This is a genomic window from Gordonia sp. CPCC 206044 (assembly GCF_048537895.1).
Taxonomy (GTDB): domain Bacteria; phylum Actinomycetota; class Actinomycetes; order Mycobacteriales; family Mycobacteriaceae; genus Gordonia.
Genome location: NZ_JBCLVL010000005.1, coordinates 96328 through 113486, shown reverse-complemented (window position 1 = coordinate 113486; position 17159 = coordinate 96328). Strand labels below are relative to the sequence as shown.

Annotated in this window: 17 protein-coding genes; 6 read left to right on the top strand and 11 right to left on the bottom strand. The window is 68.1% G+C overall.

The genetic code is table 11. The annotated features are described in order from the left end of the window. Positions 1 to 80: 80 nt before the first annotated feature. On the bottom strand, positions 81 to 944 hold the full coding sequence (map, locus tag AAFP35_RS09195; protein ID WP_419221263.1) for a type I methionyl aminopeptidase: 864 nt from the start codon (positions 942 to 944) through the stop codon (positions 81 to 83). Between the two features lie 126 nt (positions 945 to 1070). Here map and AAFP35_RS09190 point away from each other — a divergent pair, with 126 nt between their 5' ends. Genes AAFP35_RS09190 through AAFP35_RS09180 form a run of 3 tightly spaced genes read left to right on the top strand, consistent with a single transcriptional unit; the run spans position 1071 to position 3990 of the window. Then, a complete protein-coding gene (locus tag AAFP35_RS09190; protein WP_419221557.1) occupies positions 1071 to 2102 on the top strand; it encodes a heme/hemin ABC transporter substrate-binding protein in 1032 nt (343 codons plus the stop codon). Then, positions 2099 to 3190 carry a FecCD family ABC transporter permease gene (locus AAFP35_RS09185; protein WP_419221262.1) on the top strand — a complete coding sequence of 364 codons (1092 nt, stop codon included), beginning with the start codon at positions 2099 to 2101 and terminating at the stop codon, positions 3188 to 3190. The genes AAFP35_RS09190 and AAFP35_RS09185 overlap by 4 nt, the downstream gene beginning before the upstream one ends. A 2-nt stretch (positions 3191 to 3192) precedes the next feature. Continuing rightward, entirely contained in the window at positions 3193 to 3990 is a 798-nt protein-coding gene (locus AAFP35_RS09180; RefSeq protein ID WP_419221261.1) for a heme ABC transporter ATP-binding protein, read from the top strand. A 14-nt stretch (positions 3991 to 4004) separates the two neighbouring features. Here AAFP35_RS09180 and AAFP35_RS09175 read toward each other — a convergent pair whose 3' ends face one another. The 7 genes from AAFP35_RS09175 to AAFP35_RS09145 all read right to left on the bottom strand — a co-directional run bounded on the left by AAFP35_RS09175 (position 4005) and on the right by AAFP35_RS09145 (position 12615). Further along, positions 4005 to 5381: a hypothetical protein gene (locus AAFP35_RS09175; RefSeq protein WP_419221260.1), complete on the bottom strand. Its 1377-nt coding sequence runs from the start codon at positions 5379 to 5381 to the stop codon at positions 4005 to 4007. Positions 5382 to 5459: 78 nt separating this feature from the next. After that, on the bottom strand, positions 5460 to 7298 hold the full coding sequence (locus AAFP35_RS09170) for a penicillin-binding transpeptidase domain-containing protein (RefSeq protein ID WP_419221259.1): 1839 nt from the start codon (positions 7296 to 7298) through the stop codon (positions 5460 to 5462). A 61-nt stretch (positions 7299 to 7359) separates the two neighbouring features. After that, positions 7360 to 8196 carry a GNAT family N-acetyltransferase gene (locus AAFP35_RS09165; protein ID WP_419221258.1) on the bottom strand — a complete coding sequence of 279 codons (837 nt, stop codon included), beginning with the start codon at positions 8194 to 8196 and terminating at the stop codon, positions 7360 to 7362. 80 nt (positions 8197 to 8276) lie between these two features. Continuing rightward, positions 8277 to 9467, bottom strand: coding sequence for a flavodoxin-dependent (E)-4-hydroxy-3-methylbut-2-enyl-diphosphate synthase (gene ispG, locus AAFP35_RS09160; protein WP_419221257.1), 1191 nt, complete (start codon positions 9465 to 9467; stop codon positions 8277 to 8279). Between the two features lie 48 nt (positions 9468 to 9515). After that, complete coding sequence (locus tag AAFP35_RS09155) at positions 9516 to 10730, bottom strand: M50 family metallopeptidase (RefSeq protein ID WP_419221256.1); 1215 nt, start codon at positions 10728 to 10730, stop codon at positions 9516 to 9518. After that, a complete protein-coding gene (dxr, locus tag AAFP35_RS09150; RefSeq protein WP_419221255.1) occupies positions 10727 to 11902 on the bottom strand; it encodes a 1-deoxy-D-xylulose-5-phosphate reductoisomerase in 1176 nt (391 codons plus the stop codon). The genes AAFP35_RS09155 and dxr overlap by 4 nt, the downstream gene beginning before the upstream one ends. Before the next feature lie 74 nt (positions 11903 to 11976). Beyond that, positions 11977 to 12615 carry a lysophospholipid acyltransferase family protein gene (locus tag AAFP35_RS09145; protein ID WP_419221556.1) on the bottom strand — a complete coding sequence of 213 codons (639 nt, stop codon included), beginning with the start codon at positions 12613 to 12615 and terminating at the stop codon, positions 11977 to 11979. A gap of 64 nt (positions 12616 to 12679) precedes the next feature. On the opposite strand from AAFP35_RS09145, the gene AAFP35_RS09140 reads away from it, so the two are divergent. Further along, positions 12680 to 13273, top strand: coding sequence for a TetR/AcrR family transcriptional regulator (locus AAFP35_RS09140; protein ID WP_419221254.1), 594 nt, complete (start codon positions 12680 to 12682; stop codon positions 13271 to 13273). A gap of 13 nt (positions 13274 to 13286) precedes the next feature. On the opposite strand, the gene puuE is transcribed toward AAFP35_RS09140, so the two are convergent. Continuing rightward, entirely contained in the window at positions 13287 to 14243 is a 957-nt protein-coding gene (gene puuE, locus AAFP35_RS09135; RefSeq protein ID WP_419221253.1) for an allantoinase PuuE, read from the bottom strand. 155 nt (positions 14244 to 14398) lie between these two features. On the opposite strand from puuE, the gene AAFP35_RS09130 reads away from it, so the two are divergent. Further along, on the top strand, positions 14399 to 14662 hold the full coding sequence (locus tag AAFP35_RS09130; protein WP_419221252.1) for a DUF2631 domain-containing protein: 264 nt from the start codon (positions 14399 to 14401) through the stop codon (positions 14660 to 14662). Positions 14663 to 14664: 2 nt separating this feature from the next. Here the strand turns inward: AAFP35_RS09130 and rlmN are convergent, their stop codons facing one another. Next, complete coding sequence (gene rlmN / locus AAFP35_RS09125) at positions 14665 to 15771, bottom strand: 23S rRNA (adenine(2503)-C(2))-methyltransferase RlmN (protein WP_419221251.1); 1107 nt, start codon at positions 15769 to 15771, stop codon at positions 14665 to 14667. A 30-nt stretch (positions 15772 to 15801) separates the two neighbouring features. Here rlmN and AAFP35_RS09120 point away from each other — a divergent pair, with 30 nt between their 5' ends. Further along, positions 15802 to 16179 carry a LapA family protein gene (locus AAFP35_RS09120; RefSeq protein WP_419221250.1) on the top strand — a complete coding sequence of 126 codons (378 nt, stop codon included), beginning with the start codon at positions 15802 to 15804 and terminating at the stop codon, positions 16177 to 16179. Positions 16180 to 16239: 60 nt separating this feature from the next. On the opposite strand, the gene AAFP35_RS09115 is transcribed toward AAFP35_RS09120, so the two are convergent. Further along, complete coding sequence (locus AAFP35_RS09115; RefSeq protein ID WP_419221249.1) at positions 16240 to 17148, bottom strand: phosphatidate cytidylyltransferase; 909 nt, start codon at positions 17146 to 17148, stop codon at positions 16240 to 16242. Between the last annotated feature and the right edge of the window lie 11 nt (positions 17149 to 17159).

Below are 17159 nucleotides of genomic sequence, written 5' to 3'. Positions count from 1 at the left end.
GGGTCCCGCGACTGCGCGGTCGTCCACCGCGCCCCCGGGCGAGCAGACCGTGCCGACACGGGACGGACGATGGGTCGCCATCACTGATCGGGCAGGGTCAGGATCTCGGCGCCGGAGTCGGTGACGACGAGCGTGTGCTCGAACTGCGCGGTCCACTTCTTGTCGGTGGTCACCACCGTCCAGTCGTCGTCCCAGATCTCATAACCCAGACCACCGAGGTTGATCATCGGCTCGATCGTGAAGACCATCCCCGGCTCGATGACGGTGTCCACGTTCGGCTGGTCGTAGTGCAAGATCACCAGTCCGTTGTGAAAAGTCTCACCGATCCCGTGACCCGTGAAATCGCGCACCACCGTGTAGCCGAACCGATTCGCGTACGCCTCGATGACCCGGCCGATGACGTTGAGTTCGCGGCCGGGCTTGACCGCCTTGATCGCACGTTCGGTGGCGATGCGGGTCCGTTCCACGAGATCTGCGGCCTCGGTGGAGACGTCGCCTGCCAGGAAGGTGGCATTGGTGTCACCGTGCACGCCGTCGATGTAGGCGGTCACATCGATGTTGACGATGTCGCCGTCTTCGATCACGGTCGAATCCGGGATGCCGTGGCAGATCACCTCGTTCAGCGAGGTGCAGCACGACTTCGGAAAACCCTTGTACCCCAACGTCGACGGATAGGCGCCGTGATCGATCATGTACTCGTGCGCGATCCGGTCGAGTTCGTCGGTGGTCACCCCCGGCGCGACCGCGCGGCCCGCCTCGGCGAGCGCATTCGCGGCAATCTTTCCGGCCACCCGCATCTTCTCGATGGTCTCGGGAGTCTGCACCCAGGGTTCGTGTCCCTCGTTCGCCGTGGACTTCCACACGTACTCGGGTCGTTCGATGGAGTCGGGAACCGGCCGGACCGGCGACACGGTGCCGGGCCGCAGTGCAGCGCGAACAGTCATGGGGCCAGCTTATCCGCCCGGCGGCGCGAGACGGATGCGGCGCCGTCGCGATTCCGACATCGAACTAAGGTGGCCCTCAGTACACGGTGATGGAGGCTTCGTGACTCGGGTGATCTCATGACGCGGATGCGGGCAGTGCTGCGGTGCCTGCTGATCGGGGCCGTGCTGCTCATGGTCGGCGCCACCTCGGCGTGTTTCGTGACCCCGATCGAGCAGGCCGGTGAATCGGTCTCGCCCACCGCGCACCTGCGCACCGGGCCACAGACCGCCACGGTTCCCCGTCGCGACGTCGTGCCGGTGGCGCAGAACCCGACCCAGACGTTGCCTGTCACCGTCGACTCGGCGAAGTTCGGCAAGGTCACCGTCACCGACACCGATCGCATCATCGCGGTGGACATCAACGGCACCCTCGGCAACATCGTGTTCGCCCTGGGCTTGGGACCACACGTGGTGGGCCGCGACACCTCCACAGCGTTCCCGTCGGCCGTCGGCCTTCCGGTGGTCACCGACCGGGGGCACAGCCTCAACGCCGAATCGGTGCTCGCGCTGGATCCCACCGTGCTGCTCGTCGACGAGAACACCGTCCCGACCGCCGCGGTCGACCAGATCCGCGCCTCCGGGGTCACCGTGGTCGCGTTTCCCGGAACCCGCAGTCTGGACAGCAACGACGACCTGATCCGGTCGGTGGCCGCGACGCTCGGCGTGCCACGCGAGGGCGATGCCTTGGTCACGCGCACCGACCGGGAGGTTGCTGCCGCCCGACAGTTCGTCCCCGATCCGTCCGGCGACCCGACCATCGCATTCGTCTACATCCGCGGCCGCAATCTGATCCTGCTCGCCGGTCCGGGGTCCGGGGCCGACGACCTCATCGCCACGCTCGGTGGCCGTGACGCCGGTGCCGCAGCCGAACTCACCGGGGCATTCACCGCAGTCAGCGCCGAGGCGATGATCACCGCGGACCCCAACGTGATCATGGTGATGAGCCAGGGAGCCGACACCGTCGGCGGCTTGGAGGGCGTGCTCACTCTGCCCGGCATCGCCGAAACCGACGCCGGCCGCAACCGCCGGATCGTCCAGATGGACGAGACCAAGATCCTCGCCTTCGGCCCCGATGTCGGCGAGGTCATCGGCTCACTCGCGCGGGCGATCTACACATGAGCACACCATCGACCGATACCCGCGATGCGGTCGTCGCCGACACGCCCCGTCGGCGGCACCGAACCCGCAACCTGACCGTGCTGGCCGCGCTGATACTCGGCACTCTCGCCCTGGTGATCATCTCGGCCGGCATGGGCAAGGTCTCCGTGCCGCCACTCGAGGTGCTCGGCAGTCTCGCCCACCATTTCCATCTGGACCTCGGGCCGCTGCCCGGCCATCCCAACGGCGAGGCCGCGCTGTGGAACGTCCGGTTCCCTCGCATCGTGCTGGGACTGCTCGTCGGTGCCGCCCTCGGAGCAGGCGGCTGTCTGCTCCAAGGTGTCCTCGCGAACCCGTTGGCCGAGCCCGGCATCATCGGAGTGTCATCGGGGGCGGCGGTCGGCGCATGTCTGGCCATCGTGATCGGCGGTGGTGCCGCCAACGACTGGGCACTGGCGGGTGCGGCATTCGTGTTCGGCCTCTTCACCGCGGCGTCGATCTACCTGTTGTCGCTGCGCGACGGCTCGGCCTCGACGATCATGCTGGTGCTCACCGGGATCGCGGTCAACGCGTTCACCCTCGGCATCATCGCGTATCTGACCTTCGTGGCGTCCACGGCCGCCCGCGAGCAGATCGTGTTCTGGCAGTTGGGTTCCTTGGCCGGCACCACCTGGGACGAGGTGTGGGTGTCGCTGCCGCTGATCGTCGCCGCGATCGCCGCGTCCCTGGTGCTCGCCCACAAGCTGGACCTACTCGCCCTCGGCGAGGTCCAGGCAGCTTCGTTGGGCGTCAACGTCGAGGTGGTGCGCAGGCAGGTCATCGTCCTGGTGTCGATCCTGACGGCCGCGGCGGTGTCCTTCGCCGGGATCATCATGTTCGTCGGCCTGATCGTTCCGCACGTCCTGCGGCTCATCGTCGGGCCCCGCCACGCGATCCTGTTGCCGTCGAGCGTCGTGGGCGGTGCGCTGGTGATCACTGCCGCCGACCTCGCCGCGCGCACGATGCTCGGCGATGCCGACCTGCCGATAGGCATGTTCACCTCGCTGATCGGCGGTCCGGTGTTCTTCATCCTGCTGCGACGCAGCCGTCACGCCGGGGCGGGGTGGTGACCATGAGTTCGACGGTGACCATGAACTCGACGACGGGTGTCGTCGCCGACGACGTGACGGTGACCCTGGGTGGACGCCAGGTGGTCCGCGAAGTGTCGTTGCGGGTCGACGGAGGATGTCTGCTCTCGCTCGTCGGTCCCAACGGCTGCGGAAAATCGACGCTCTTGTCGGTGATCGCCGGTCTGCGCACCCCCGACAGCGGCGACGTCCGGATCGACGGGCGGTCGGTGGCGACCGTGTCGTCGCGGGAGTTGGCGCGGCTACGTTCGTTCGTCACGCAGCACAACCGCACCGATACGCCGTTCAGCGTCGCGGAGGTGGTGGAGATGGGCCGCTATCCCTGGTTGCGCGAGCCGGAGGCGCAGCGGTCGCCGGAGATCATCGAGTCGGCGATCCAGGCATGCGATCTCGCCGAGATCGTCGACCGCCCGTTCTCGCAACTCTCCGGTGGTCAGCAGGCCCGGGTGTCGATCGCCCGCGCGATCGCGCAACAGGCGCCGGTCATGCTCCTCGACGAGCCGACCGCTGCACTCGACATCCGGCATCAGGAATCGGTGCTGGACATCCTGCGTGCGGCCCGCGACGGCGGCGCGGCGGTGCTGTTGGTCGTCCACGACCTGTCGCTGGCGGCCGCCTATGCCGACCGGGTGGCGTTGATGAAGGGCGGTCACCTGCTCGCGGAAGGACCGACTCGTGACGTGATGACCGCCGAGTTGTTGTCGACGACCTACGACCACCCGGTCGAGATCTGGGATCACCCCGAGTCAGGGCAGCCGATCGTGCTACCTCGGCGCACCTGACCCGGGGTCGGTCGTCAGGGCTTCTTGTTCAGCGCCCCGAAACCGGGGATGGCCGCGATGACGCCCGCGACGATCAGCACGATCCCGAGGAACAGCGTGAGCCACAGGCCGATCCCGACCGTGACGTCGACGTCCATCGAGACCTGGCTACCGTACGGACCGAGCTGGCTCTGCAGATCGTCGAGCTTGTCCTTCGCATCACCGACACCGCTGATGTCGTTGATCGCGATGATGGTGATGATGATGCCGGCGAGCGCCGAGACGGCACCGGCGATGAAGCCGAGATTGCGCTGTTTGGTGATGAGTGCGGCGGCCGCGGCCACCGCGCCCGCCGCGAGAGCGAGCACCAGTGTCCAGATGCCGTCGGTCGCCGAGGCTCCCTCACCGCCGAAACCGTTGGCGGTGAACGACTGCCCGCCGCCCTTGCTGGTCGCCCAGGGAAGGAATGCCGAGATGGCGATGACCACGGCGATGGCGACGATGGCCCAATAGACAGCAGGCACCAGCCCGGCGAGCTTGCCCCGCGCCCCGGGCATCGAGCCGAACTGGGTGGTCGCCGCAGGGGTCTGGGCATAGGGATTCTGTGCGTAGGGATTCTGCGCATACGGGTTCTGCCCATAGGGGTTCTGGGTCACGGGCCCCTGTCCCTGAGGCGGCTGCGACGCGTATTGCCCGCCCGGCGCACCGTACTGCGGTGCGGTACCCGGAACCGACGACCCCGCGCCCGCCGAGCCGTACTGCGCCGGATCGGTCGCAGGTGCGCCCTGCTGCGGCACGCTCCCGTACTGCGGTGCACCGTATTGGGGCGCACCGTATTGCGGCGCGCCATACTGTGGTGCCCCGCCCTGCGCTGTCTGCTCGGGAGTTCCCGGCTGGGACGCCCCGTACTGCGGAGCCGCACCGTACTGGGGTGAGCCGTACTGTGGTGCGGCGCCGTAGTGCGGTGCCCCGTACTGCGGGGGTGTCGGCTGGGGCGCGCTCCCGTACTGAGGTGTCCCGTACGGTGCACCGGCCTGGGGTGGCGTGCCGTAGGCCGGAGCGCCGTACTGCGGTGGCGTCGGCTGAGACGTGCTCCCGTACTGGGGCGCCGTGCCGTACTGGGGCGCTTCCTGCTGCGGTGTTCCCTGCTGCGGTGTTCCCTGCTGCGGTGTTCCGTAGCCCGGGGCCCCGTACTGAGGCGCACCGTACGGAGTGGCCCCGTAGTGGGGCGCCCCGGCCTGGCCGGTTCCGTACCCGGGGGTCCCGTACTGGGGTGACCCAGCGCCGGGTGCGCCTTCGGGCGGGGTGGTGGCCTTCCCCGACTCCGACTCGGGTCCTGCCCCCGGCTGCGATGAGCCACTGGGCGGGACATTCGGATTCTGCTGCCCGTCCTGGGGTTCCGGACCGGTCATGACACACTCCCCCTCACTCGACTGCACGACGTTTTCTCCGGCCACAGTATCGGGTCGGGTCTCCTCCGGGCGGGAGCGTCAGGATCGACCCGCTGTGGCGTATCCCGGTGGAAGGAATGCGAAGAAGTCTCGGGTGACACCGACCGCGTTGTTCGAGTCGCCGCCGCCGACCACCAGGGTGGCGAATGCGAGGTCGCCGCGGTAGCCCGCGAACCACGCGTGTGATCCGCCTGCGAACTCCGCTTCACCGGTCTTGCCGAGCACATCGCCCATCTGCGCGATGGTGGTGCCTGTCCCCTGCGTCACCACGGCTCGCATCATCGGACGCAATTCGCCGACGACGGACGGCTTCAACGTGGCCGTGGGGCCGATCACCTTGGTCGGTTTGCCGAGGATCAGCTGCGGCACCGGCGCCTTGCCGTCGTGCGCGACAGTTGCCGCGACCAACGCCAGACCGAACGGGCTCACCAGCACCTTGCCCTGCCCGAAGCCGTCCTCGCTGCGCGCCACCAGTTCCGGTGCGATGGGCACCGATCCGGAAACCGCATCCAGCCCGGCGATCTCGTATTGCTGGCCGATCCCCATCGCGGCCGCGGTGTGCGCGAGATCCGACGGCCCCATCTCGCTGGCGAGCTTCGCGAACGTCGTGTTGCACGAGTTCGCGAACGCCTGCAGCATCGGCACCGTGCCGAGGGAGAACCTGTCGTAGTTCGGCACCAGTCGCGGGCCGATCTGGATCTCGCCCGGACACGGCACCATCGATCCCGGATGCGCCAGGTTGCGGCTGATGGCGGCCGCGGCCGTCACGATCTTGAATGTCGACCCCGGCGGATACAAACCCGTCGTCGCGATCGGACCGTGCTTGTCGGCAGCGGGATTCTGCGCGACCGCGAGGATGTTGCCGGTGGACGGCTGGATCACCACCATCGCGACCTGGAAGCGGTTGGCGGCGTCGACGGCACGCTGCGCCGCGTCCTGCACACGCCGCGACAGGCTGAGCGAGACCGCCGGCGCAGGTTCGGCGGCGTGATCGGCCAGCACGTCGGCGTCGAGCCCATTGGGATTGACCGTGGCCACCCGCCAGCCCACGCGGCCGTCGACCTCACCGCCGACAACCTTCTTGACCTCGGACAGCAATGCGGGCGCAAAGGTCGGGTTCTTGGACACCAGCTCGGCCTGCTCGTTGTGGACGACGCCGGGAATCGCCAGCCGATCCCGCAGCCGATCGAAGGTCTGCTGCGGGAGTCGGGTGATCGGATACACCTCGCCGGACGCCGTCGACTCCTCCGCGATCTTCTGGGGATCGAGGGCACCCGCGTACGGCCGCAAGACCGACACCAACTGGGTCACCGAATCGGCAACCGAGCCCCCACTCTCGACCGCTTTGCGTGCATCGAAGTTGATCCCGATGACCGACCCGTCGACCATCACCTCCGACCCGTCGGACTCGTTGACCGTCGCCCGCGGCGCCTCGACGAATCGCAGCGAAAGTCGTTGGTTCGCACCGAGATCCGGGTGAATGTCGGTGGAGGTCCAGCGTACCGACCAGCCAGTGTCGGAACGGGTCATGCGCACCTTCGCCGGGTACTCCCAGGCGCGTCCGCGCGGTAGCCCCCAGGTGTAGTCGACGTCGATCTCGGCGGTGTCGCCGGTCACCCGCGCCTTGCCCGTCGACGCCGACATCTTCTCGGCGGCGAGTCCCTCCCACGCCGCGTCGAGGTCGGTTCCGGCAAGCTGCGGGTTGTCGGTGAGGGACGCTGCGGCGGCGATGTCGCGTTGACCGAACGCCGACAGGAAGCGTTCGGCTGCCTGCCTCGGCCCGTCGTCGGCCGTCGCGCAACCGGCGACCGTCAACGTCACGGCAGCAGTCACCGACACGCACGTCACGCTGAAAAATCGCCGTCTCATCTGCAACATCAGTGCGATCCTAAGGCGGCGGCACACCAAATCCGGCGCGCCACGCGCGAGGAGTCGGGGCTCAGTCGACGAGAACGGTCGCGAAGGTCCCCACCTCGGAGAAACCGACGCGGCGATAGACCTCACGCGCCGACAGATTGAAGCTGTTCACGTAGAGACTCGGCGTGCGCCCATACGCCAGGATCGCCGACGCGATCGCCGCGGTCCCGGCCGCACCGAACCCCTCGCCACGACGATCAGGAGCCACCCAGACACCTTGGATCTGGCCGACTCGCCTTGACAGAGAACCTATTTCAGCCTTGAACACGACTTCGCCGCGATCGAACCGCGCGAAGACGCGCTCGGCGGTGATCAGCGAGGCCAGGCGGCGGCGATAGGAACGCCCGCCGTCGCCGGCGCACGGGTCGACACCCACCTCGCCGATGAACATGTCGACAGCGGCGGGCAGATAGGCATCGAGGTCGTCGAGGGTGACCGGACGTACCAGCGGATCGGGGGCCACCTCCGGTGGCCCGGTCAGCGCCATCAGCGGCTGGGTGTCACGCACCTCGCGGGCCGGTCCCCAACACGGCGCGATGCGGTCCCAGAACGGCAGCACGAGCTCGGCCCTCCCGACGATCGAGGAACACACGCGCGGCGCCGAGGCGGCGCGATCGGCAAAGCCCTCCATGTCCGACGGCGAGCCGACGAGTGGGATGAGATTGGCACCGGAGAAGCAGAGCGACGTGCTCGGATCATCGTTCGTCCACAGTTCCCCGCCGAGCAGCCGCGGGTTGATGCCGTGGGATTCGAACCGGGCGGCGACCATGCACATCGCCACAGGGTCGGACGCCAGCACGCGTTCGACGACGACGCTGTCCCGCGCGCCAAGCGGTCGGTCGCCCAGTAGCTTCAGCACCACCGCTCCTCTGCATCAATTCCGCAGGTCGCCACGTCGGGCAGGACGCCGTCGGCGACGGGCGTCCCGACCCGTCCCGGTCAGCTGACCGTGACGACCGGGGAACCCATTTCCCTGTCCCCACCAGTGTCACCCGACTCGCCCGCGATCCGCAGCGCTTCTTCGATCAAGGTCTCGACGATCTCGGATTCCGGGACCGTCTTGATCACCTCGCCCTTGACGAAGATCTGGCCCTTGCCGTTACCGGAGGCCACACCGAGGTCGGCCTCACGCGCCTCGCCGGGTCCGTTGACCACGCAGCCCATCACGGCGACGCGCAACGGGACCTCCATGCCCTCGAGTCCGGCGGTCACCGCGTCGGCCAGTTTGTAGACGTCGACCTGCGCACGCCCGCACGACGGGCAGGACACGATCTCGAGTTTGCGTGGACGCAGGTTCAGCGACTGCAGGATCTGGTCGCCGACCTTCACCTCCTCGGCAGGCGGCGCCGACAACGACACCCGAATGGTGTCGCCGATCCCCTCGGACAGCAGCGCACCGAACGCGACGGCGGATTTGATGGTGCCCTGGAACGCCGGGCCCGCCTCGGTCACACCGAGGTGCAGCGGATAGTCGCATTGCGCCGCGAGCTGCCGATATGCCTCGACCATGACCACCGGGTCGTTGTGCTTGACCGAGATCTTGATGTCGCCGAACCCGTGTTCCTCGAACAGGCTCGCCTCCCAGAGCGCGGATTCGACGAGCGCCTCCGGGGTCGCCTTGCCGTACTTCTCCATGATCCGCTTGTCGAGCGAACCGGCGTTCACGCCGATACGGATCGGGATGCCGGCGGCACCGGCCGCCTTGGCGACCTCCTTGACCCGGCCGTCGAATTCCTTGATGTTGCCCGGGTTCACGCGTACCGCAGCACAGCCCGCATCGATGGCGGCGAAGATGTACTTCGGCTGGAAGTGGATGTCGGCGATGACCGGGATCTTGGACTTCTGCGCGATGATCGGCAGGGCGTCGGCGTCCTCGGGACGCGGGCACGCGACCCGCACGATGTCACAACCGGACGCGGTCAACTCGGCGATCTGCTGCAGGGTCGCGTTGATGTCGTGGGTCTTGGTGGTGGTCATCGACTGCACCGAGATGGGGAAGTCGCTGCCCACACCGACCGAGCCGACCTGGATCTGACGTGTCGCCCGGCGCGGGGCCAGCACCGGCGGCGGACCGGTGGGCAGGCCGAGCCCGACCGGGATCGGGTCTCCTGATGGGGCGGGAGAGTTCATCTGGTTCACCTCGAATGACGAAGGGGCTGAATGGTTCACGGTTCGGTGTCAGAAGATCTGGATCGGGTTGACGATGTCGGCGGTGAGCGTGAGCACCATGAATCCGCCCATCACGATCACCACCGCATAGGTGATCGGCATGAGCTTCAGGTAATCGACCGGGCCGCCCGCCTGGCGTCCGAACAGGCGACGCAGGGCGTTGCGACCCTTCTCGTAGGCCACGATCGCCATGTGTCCGCCGTCGAGCGGCAGCAACGGCACCAGGTTGAACAGACCCAGGAAGAAGTTGATGCTGATGAGCAGCGCCAGGAACATGCTCCATGCGCCGCGCTCGGCAGCCTGCCCACCCATCACCGACGCGCCGTAGACGCTCACCGGGGTGTCGGCGGCACGTTCGCCACCGGTGACCGCCGTCCACAGGTCACTGACCTTCGACGGCAACGACAGCAACGCGTCCCAGGTCGCCTTGAACAGGTCTCCGGTGAAGCCGATCGCACCGGGGATCGCGGTGAACACGTTGTCGTAGTGGGTGATGCCGTCCTGCGACAGACCGATGCCGATCGCGCCGACGGTGACCGGCGACAGCGAGCCGTCGGATTCCTTCTTCATCCGCTGGACCTGCGTGACCGGGACGGCAAAAGTCCGGGTCTGCCCGTCGCGGATCACCTCGACGTCGGCGGTGCCCTTGATCTCCCAGGTGGCGAGGACGAGGTCTTCGGAGTTGCGCACCTGATGGCCGTTGATGGCGACGACCTGATCGCCGGGGGCCAGCCCCGCCTGCTGCGCCGGGCCCTCGCCGGTGCACTCGACCGGTTTGCCCTGTGCATCGGTCGTGGGGGCGACGCACATCATCCGGTCGACGTAGACCTTGGCGGTGCCGTCCAAGCTGGGCAGTCCCCAGCCGACGGCCAGGATCAACACCAGGACGAAACCGAGGATGAAGTTCTGCGCCGGACCGGCGAAGAGCACCACCAGGCGTTTCCAGGCGGCCTGCTTGTACATCGCCCGGCTGCGTTCGTCGGCGGTCAGCTCCTCGTACGGGGTCATTCCCGCGATGTCGCAGAAGCCACCGAGCGGCAGCCATTTGACGCCGTACTCGGTCTCGCCCCGTCGGGTCGACCACGCCGTGGGACCGAACCCGACGAAGTAGCGGCGCACCTTCATACCGGTCGCCTGCGCCGCCCACATGTGACCGCATTCGTGCCAGGCCACCGACAGCAACAGCGCCGCGGCGAACAACAACACGCCGAGCGCGAAACTCACTGACTCACTCCATCCGCATATGCCGCCACCAGACGCGTTGCGCGTCTACGCGCCCACTGGTCGGCGGCCAAGACGTCCTCCACAGTACCTGGCACCGCACGCCACTGATCGGCCTCGCCGAGCACCTCACGGATGATCTCGACGATGGAGGGGAAGCGGATGGCGCCTGCGAAGAAACCTTCGGCGGCCGCCTCGTTGGCGGCGTTGTAGACGGCGGTGAGCGACCCGCCACCCCGACCGGCCTCGCGCGCCAGATCTATGGCGCCGAAGACCTCGTTGTCGACGGGTTCGAAGGTCCATGCCGACGCCGTGGAGAAGTCGCACGCCGACGACGAGCCCGGCACGCGGTCGGGCCACCCGAGCGCCAGCGCGATGGGCAGTTTCATCGACGGCGGTGACGCCTTGGCGATGGTGGCGCCGTCGACGAAGGTCACCATCGAGTGCACGATCGACTGGGGATGCACGGTGACGTCGATGTGGTCGTAGTCGACGCCGAACAGCAGGTGGGCCTCGATGACCTCGAGGGCCTTGTTCACCAACGTCGCCGAGTTGAGGGTGATCAGCGGCCCCATCGACCACGTGGGATGACGTCCGGCCTGTTCCGGGGTGACATCGAGCAGGGCCTCGCGCGTCCAGCCGCGGAACGGACCACCCGACGCCGTCAGGATCAGCCGATCGACCTCGGCCGCCGTACCGCCACGCAGGCACTGCGCGATCGCGGAGTGTTCGGAATCCACGGGCACGATCTGGCCGGGCGCCGCGGCGTCGAGCACCAGCGATCCCCCGGCCACCAGCGACTCCTTGTTCGCCAGCGCGAGCCGTGCTCCGGACCGGAGTGTCGCCAGGCTCGGCCGCAGTCCGATCGAGCCGACAATCGCGTTCAACACCACATCGGCCGCGACCGCGTCGATCAACTCACACATCGCGTCGGGTCCGCCGAGGACCGGCCCGTCGAGGTCGTCGGAGAGTCGCCGTGCGGCGATCGGGTCGGCCACGGCGAGCGCCGAGGCCGGCAACCGGAAGGCCTGTGCCTGCTCACGCAATCGGTCCGTGTTGGCGCCACCGGCACCGAGGCCGACCAACGAGAAACGCTCCGGGTGCTCGGCGATGACCTCGAGGGCCTGGACACCGATCGACCCGGTGGAGCCGAGGATGAGTACACGTGTGGTCACGACCCCATTGTCCGCCACCGCACGCCGGGTCTCGCAATCCCCTCGAGTCGAGGGTCCGAGACGACGATCACATCTCAGTGCACGTATTCGTCGACGTATCGCTGCCCGGACAACGTCGAGAGAGTGGTCATCAAACGATCGGTCGCGGCGCGCGGGTCATCTCCGACCGCATCGGCCTGCATCGGCCGCCCGATCACCACGTCCACCCGTCCGGGCCACCGGAAACCCTTGCCCGGCGGGTTGATCCGCGCGGTTCCGCGCAGACCGATCGGCACGACCGGAACGCCGGTCGCATGCGCGACCCGCATCACACCGGTCCGGCCCCGATACACACCGTCGCCTGCCGACCGGGTGCCCTCGGGATGGATGCCCCACACACCCCCGCCCGCCAGGACGGCCGTCGCCGTCGACAACGCGTCCGCGGAGTGAGCCCCACCCCGGCGATCGATCGGGATCTGCCCGACCGCGGTGAAGAACCCCCGCTGCAACGCGCCGAGCGCTCCCGGTCGGGAGAAATACTCGGCCTTGGCGACAAAGGTCACCCGCCGTGGAACCACGAGACACAGCAGCAGCGAGTCGACGAAGGCACAGTGATTGGCCGCGACGATGACCGGACCGTGCGCCGGGATGTGCTCCCTGCCGACCACACGCGGTCGGGTCCAGAGCCGCAGCATCGGTCCGATGAGCACGTACTTCATCACGAGGTACCACATGTCGCCCCCCATCGCCGTCCAGTCCCGTAGACATTGTCTACGGGAGATCGTAGACAATGTCTACATGAGCGCATCGTCGGAAGCCACACCCGCGTCGGGCACACGCGCCGCACTGATCCGCGCCGGCGTCGAACTCCTCGACGAATCGGGGCCGGATGCCGTCGGCCTGCGCGCGATCAGCAGACGGGCGGACGTCTCCCACGGCGCACCGCGCCGGCACTTCCCCACCCACCGGGCGCTGCTCGCCGCCGTCGCCCGAACCGGGGTCGAGGATCTCCGCGGGGTCGTGCAGCCGATCCTGCGCTCGTCGGCAGACCCTCGGGATCGTCTCGTCGATGCCGCGCTCGCCTATGTGACCTTCGCTCGTCGCAGGCGTGCGATGTTCGACCTCATGACCCGCCACGACCTCCTCGAGGGTTCGGGAGAACGCCTGCGCGAGACCAGCATCCCGTTTCTCCGGGCCGTGGCCGCGGTTGTCGACGAGGCGTCGGGCGAACCCGCCGACCCGCTACGCGTCGCCGGGTTGTGGGCGGCCGTGCACGGCATCGCCGCACTCACCGCCGACCACGCGCTCGACATCTGGCCGAATCCCGTCGAACCCGCCTCGACGACACGCGAACTCGTGTGTCATGCCGTCGACGCCGCACTGCGGCCGTGACCGCACGCCGGCCTCAGGACGCCGGATGCACCCGACGCCAGTGCTCGGCGATGTCGATGCGTCGGGTGATCCACACGGCGTCGTGCGACTGCACATGGTCGAGGAACCGCTCGAGCGCCGCCAACCGCGCCGGCCGCCCGACGATGCGGCAGTGCAGGCCGATCGAGAGCATCTTGGGCGCCCCCGCCTCACCCTCCGCGTAGAGGACATCGAAGGCATCACGCAGGTGCGCGAAGAACTGCTCCCCGGTGGCGAACCCGCCCGGCGAGGCGAAGCGCATGTCGTTGGTGTCCATCGTGTAGGGCACCACCAGATGGTCGACGATCTCGTCGCCGCGCGGCACCTTCACCCAGTAGGGCAGATCATCGGCGTAACTGTCGGCGTCGTAGGCGAACCCACCGTGCTCGACCACGAGGCCCCGCGTCTGCGGGGAGTCGCGTCCGGTGTACCAGCCACGTGGACGTTCTCCGGTGATCTCGGTCAGCAGTTGGACGGCCGCGTCGAGGTGGTCGCGCTCCACGGCGGGCTCGACCAGCTGGTAATTGAGCCAGCGGTAACCGTGGCAGGCGATCTCGTCGCCCCGCTCGACGAACGCCGCCGCCACCTCGGGATTGCGGGCCATCGCCTGCGCGACCGCGAAGATCGTCAGTGGCAGCCCACGTCGGGAGAAGGTCCGCAGTATGCGCCACACCCCGGCGCGCGAACCGTACTCATAGAGCGACTCCATACTCATGTGCCGGTTGCCGAACGACTGCGCGCCGACCATCTCGGACAGGAACACCTCGCTGCCGGCGTCGGACTCCAGGACGTTCTGTTCGGACCCCTCCTCGTAGTTCAGGACGAACTGCACCGCGATCCGCGCCCCGCCCGGCCACCGGGGGTCCGGAGGGGTCGCGCCGTAGCCGACCATGTCGCGCGGATAGTGCTCGGAACGGTAATCGGCCAGGTGGCGGCGCACGGATTCGGGCATGGCGGCATTCTGTCACCGTTGCGGGTCGTCGGCGCGGCACGAATCAGGGTGTGACGACGAATGCCGCGACCCGTCCGGTTATGCTCGACGGGTACTACTACCGACCGTCAGACTTGTGCCGGCCCACGGGTGTGGGAGCACAGGGAGGAGCCATCGTGGCAAGCACCGAGGTTGAGCCCGTCGACACCGGCTGGACCCATGAACCGGTGGATGCACCGTCGGCCCGCTTCGGCTGGCACGGTCAGGCCCGCAAGAGCTTCATGATCGCCGGCTGGTTCTGCGTCATCGCCCTGCTGTGCATGATGATCGGCAACCACATCGGCCACGTCGAGGACATCTGGCTCGTCGTGATCGCCGCATTCGTCGCCTACTTCCTGGTCAAGGGAACGATCGGCAAGCGCGGCCGCTGGGCCAAGTAGCGCTACCGCTCCTCGGCGGCCAGCTGCCCGCAGGCCGCGGCGATCTCCTGGCCGCGGGTGTCGCGCACCGTGCACGACACGCCTTGTTCGCGGACCCGCCGGACGAACTCCCGCTCCACCGGTTTGGGACTGGCGTCCCATTCCGAGCCGGGTGTCGGATTCAACGGGATGAGATTGACGTGCACGAGCGGACCGAGCGCCGCGCGCAACTTGCGACCGAGCATGTCCGCCCGCCACGGCTGATCGTTGACGTCGCGGATCAGCGCGTACTCGATCGAGACACGCCGACCGGTGGTGTCGGCGAAGTAGCGGGCCGCCTCGAGGACCTCCGACACCGACCACCGGTTGTTCACCGGGACCAGGGTGTCGCGCAGTTCGTCGTCCGGTGTGTGCAACGACACCGCCAGCGTCACCGACAACCCTTCGTCGGCGAGCCGACGGATCGACGGTGCCAGACCGACCGTCGACACCGTGACCGAGCGGGCGGAGATCCCCAGCCCCTCCGGAACCGGTGACGTGATCTGGCGGACCGCGCTGACGACGCGCTTGTAGTTGGCCAGCGGCTCACCCATCCCCATGAAGACGATGTTCGACAGGCGTCCCGGCGCACCGAACTCGCCGTCGCGCAGGGCGCGCGCGGCAGCCCGGACCTGGTCGACGATCTCACCGGTCGACAGGTTCCGGTCCAGCCCACCCTGCCCCGTCGCACAGAACGGGCAGGCCATGCCACACCCCGCCTGGCTCGAGATGCACAGGGTGTTGCGGTCGGAGTAGCGCATGAGCACGCTCTCGAGCAGTGTGCCGTCGTGCAGACGCCACAGCGTCTTGCGGGTGTCGCCGTCGTCGCAGGCGATGTGACGCACCGGGGTGAGCAGCGACGGGAAAAGCTTCGCCCCCACCGCGTCACGCGCGGACGCAGGCAGGTCGGTCATCTCCTCGACGTCCCCGTTGAGGCGGCCGAAGTACTGGCGGGCGAGCTGGTTCGCGCGGAATCGGGGCAACCCGAGCTCGGCGAGTGCAGCGACCCGACCGTCGGAGTCGAGGTCGACGAAATGTGACGGTGGGCGCCCTCGCCGGGGCGCGTCGAACACGAGTGGTATTGACACCATATTGACATTGTCGCATGTCATGATGGGTCCATGACGACACCGGATCCGCAGCCACCGGACGAGTCGGTTGATCTGGGCGCAGCCGAGCCGACCCCGTTCGATCCCGACCATCAGGCGCTGCTCGAGGAACGTGACAAGCTGCGTCACAAGGTGGCGAGCGTGGAACACACCCGCGCCCGCGCCACCTTCTTCGGACTGGTCATCGGTGCGATCATCGGGATCCTGCTGCTCGTGTTCATCCTGCAGAACCTGGACTCGCAGCGGATCACGCTGATCTTCTGGGAGGTCAATCTCCCACTCGGGGTCAGCCTGCTCATCGCCGCGATCGCCGGTGCGCTGATCGTCGCCCTCGCCGGCGGGGTCCGGATGTTCCAGATGGGCCGAGCGCTCAAGAAGGCCAAGCAGTAGCCGGCCGCCGCGCCGCCCACGCTCGGTCGCGCCGGTTCGATGACGGTCACACGGGCTGGTTCACAGCAGTGCGGTCAGCACGGCCCACACGATGAACGCGGACGGCAACAGTGAGTCGAGCCGATCCATGATGCCGCCGTGACCGGGCAGCAGCGTGCCCATGTCCTTGATGCCGAGATCGCGTTTGACCTGCGATTCGACGAGATCGCCGAGCGTGGCGCAGATCACCAGGACCACGCCCAGGATGGCGCCCACCCACCAGTGGGTGTCGAGCAGGAAGACCACGCAGCCGATCGCACCGATCGTCCCGACGACGAACGACCCGCCGAGCCCCTCCCACGACTTCTTGGGGCTGATCGCCGGTGCCATCGGGTGTTTGCCGAACAGCACGCCCGCGGCATAGCCACCGACGTCGGAACACACGACGACGACCATGAGCGTCGCCACGCGCGCCGCGCCGTCGTCCTGGACCACCATCTGCGCACCGAACGAGGCCAGCAGCGGCAACCAGGCCAACACGAAGACGCTGGCAGCCAGGTTGCGCAGATAGTTTTCCGGGGCCCGGTTGATGCCCTGCGCCAACAACATCCACACCATCAAGACCAGCACCGTGCCGGCGAACGCGGTGAGCACACCGGTCTGCGCCCACGGCCAGCTGGACCAGATGATCGCCTGCCCGCCGATCAGCAGGGGCCAGAACGCCACCTGATACCCGCCGTCGCGTAGCCGTTTGGCCACCTCCCAGGTGGCGACCGCGAAGGCGACGGCGACGACGCCGTACCAGATCTTCGGCGCGAACAGCAGGATGAGGATGATCGAGACGCCGAGCGTCAGGCCGACCCCGATCGCCGCGGGAAGGTTACGACCCGCGCGAGATTTCTTCTCGGCCGCCGGCGTCGTGTCATCCGAGCCGGCGGTCGGGGCAGGGTCCTCCCCGGACGGGGTGTTCGCCGACGATTCGGTGGCCATCGATTCCGGTA